The sequence below is a fragment of the Mesorhizobium sp. M7A.F.Ca.CA.001.08.2.1 genome (assembly GCF_003998455.1).
Classification (GTDB): domain Bacteria; phylum Pseudomonadota; class Alphaproteobacteria; order Rhizobiales; family Rhizobiaceae; genus Mesorhizobium; species Mesorhizobium ciceri.
The window spans coordinates 1-1846 of sequence record NZ_RZPW01000996.1 but is presented as its reverse complement, the minus strand read 5'-3'; the positions used below and the strand labels follow the sequence as shown (position 1 = coordinate 1846).

The 1846-nt window shown below is 62.8% G+C and carries 1 protein-coding gene; it reads left to right on the top strand.

Annotated features, from left to right (window positions below; genetic code table 11):
• Positions 1 to 1846 (top strand): FAD-dependent oxidoreductase (locus tag EN914_RS33955; protein ID WP_127389612.1); only part of this gene is annotated, 1846 nt, incomplete at both ends.

Genomic DNA, 1846 nt, shown 5'->3' with positions numbered 1-1846 from the left:
ATCATTGGCTGCTCGGTCGCCTATCATCTGACGAAGCTCGGTTGGACCGATGTCGTGCTGCTCGAACAGGGGCAACTCAGCGGTGGCACCACCTGGCACGCCGCAGGGCTTGTCGGCCAGTTGCGCAGTCATTCCAACATGACCAGCCTGATCAAATACTCCACGCAGCTCTATGGTGAGCTGGAGGCCGAGACCGGGCTCGCCACCGGTTGGAAGAATTGTGGCTCGCTGTCGGTGGCGCGGACCGCCGACCGCATGACGGTGCTGAAGCGCACGGCCGCATCGGCACGCGCCCAAGGCGTCGAGATCGACGTGATTTCGCCGAAGGAGGCGGCCGATCTATGGCCGGTCATGGCGACCGACGATCTGGTCGGCGCCGTCTGGCTGCCGGGCGACGGCAAGGCCAATCCGACCGATCTCACGCAATCGCTGGCCAAGGGTGCGCGCAATCGCGGCGCGAAAATTTTCGAGCGGGTCAAGGTCGCCGGCATCAGCGTGAAGAACGGCGTCGCCTGCGGTATCGAGACGGACCGCGGCAACATTGCCGCCGAGATCGTCGTCAATTGCGCCGGCCAGTGGGCGCGCAAGGTCGGGCTGATGTGCGGCGTCTCGGTGCCGCTGCATTCGGCCGAGCACATGTACATCGTTACCGGCAGGATCGAGGGCGTGCATCCGGACCTGCCGGTCATGCGCGACCCCGACGGGTTCATCTATTTCAAGGAAGAGGTCGGCGGCCTGGTCATGGGTGGCTTTGAGCCGCACGCCAAGCCGTGGGGCATGAATGGCATTCCCGAAAATTTCGAGTTCGCGCTGTTGCCGGACGATTGGGATCAGTTCGAGATTTTGATGGAAAACGCGCTGGTCCGCGTGCCGCAATTGGCCGAGGCCGAGGTCAAGAAATTCTACAACGGTCCCGAAAGCTTCACGCCGGACAACAATTTTCTCCTCGGCGAGGCGCCGGAACTGAAGAATTTCTATGTCGGCGCCGGCTTCAACTCCATGGGCATCGCCAGCGCCGGCGGCGCGGGCAGGGCGCTGGCGGAATGGATCGTCAACAGCGCGCCGACCATGGATTTGTGGCCGGTCGACATCAGGCGTTTCGCCTCCTTCAACAACAATCCGCGCTGGCTGCATGACCGTGTCAAGGAAACGCTCGGCTTGCATTACGCCATGCCGTGGCCGAACCGTGAACTGGACACGGCGCGGCCGTTCCGCCGCTCGCCGCTCTACGACCGGCTCGCCGCCAAAGGTGCCTGCTTCGGTTCCAAGATGGGCTGGGAGCGCGCCAACTGGTTCGCGGCACCGGGAGAGAAGACCGAGAACGACTATGCCTTCGGCCGCCAGAACTGGCACGAGGCGGTCAAGCGCGAAATGAAGGCGACACGCGAAGCCGTCGCCGTCTTCGACCAGACCTCTTTCGCCAAGCTCCTCGTGCAGGGCCGCGATGCCTGCGCCGTGCTCAACTGGATCTGCGCCGGAAATATCGACGTACCGGACAGTACGTCTGTTTACACGGGCGTGCTCAATGCACGCGGTGGCTATGAGAGCGATCTCACCGTTATGCGACTCGGCGCGGAGAAATTCCTCATCGTCACCGGGTCCGCACAAGCTGTCCACGATGCCGACTGGATCGTCAAAAACATTCCGTCCGATGCGCATGCAATCGTGACCGACGTCACCTCGTCCTACGCGGTGCTGGCGTTGATGGGACCGCGATCACGCGATCTGCTGGGCAAACTCTCCTCGGCCGATCTTTCCAACGCCGGCTTTCCCTTCGCCACCATCCGCGAGATCGATATCGGCTATGCCACCGCCTATGCCAACCGTATGACCTATGTCGGCGAAC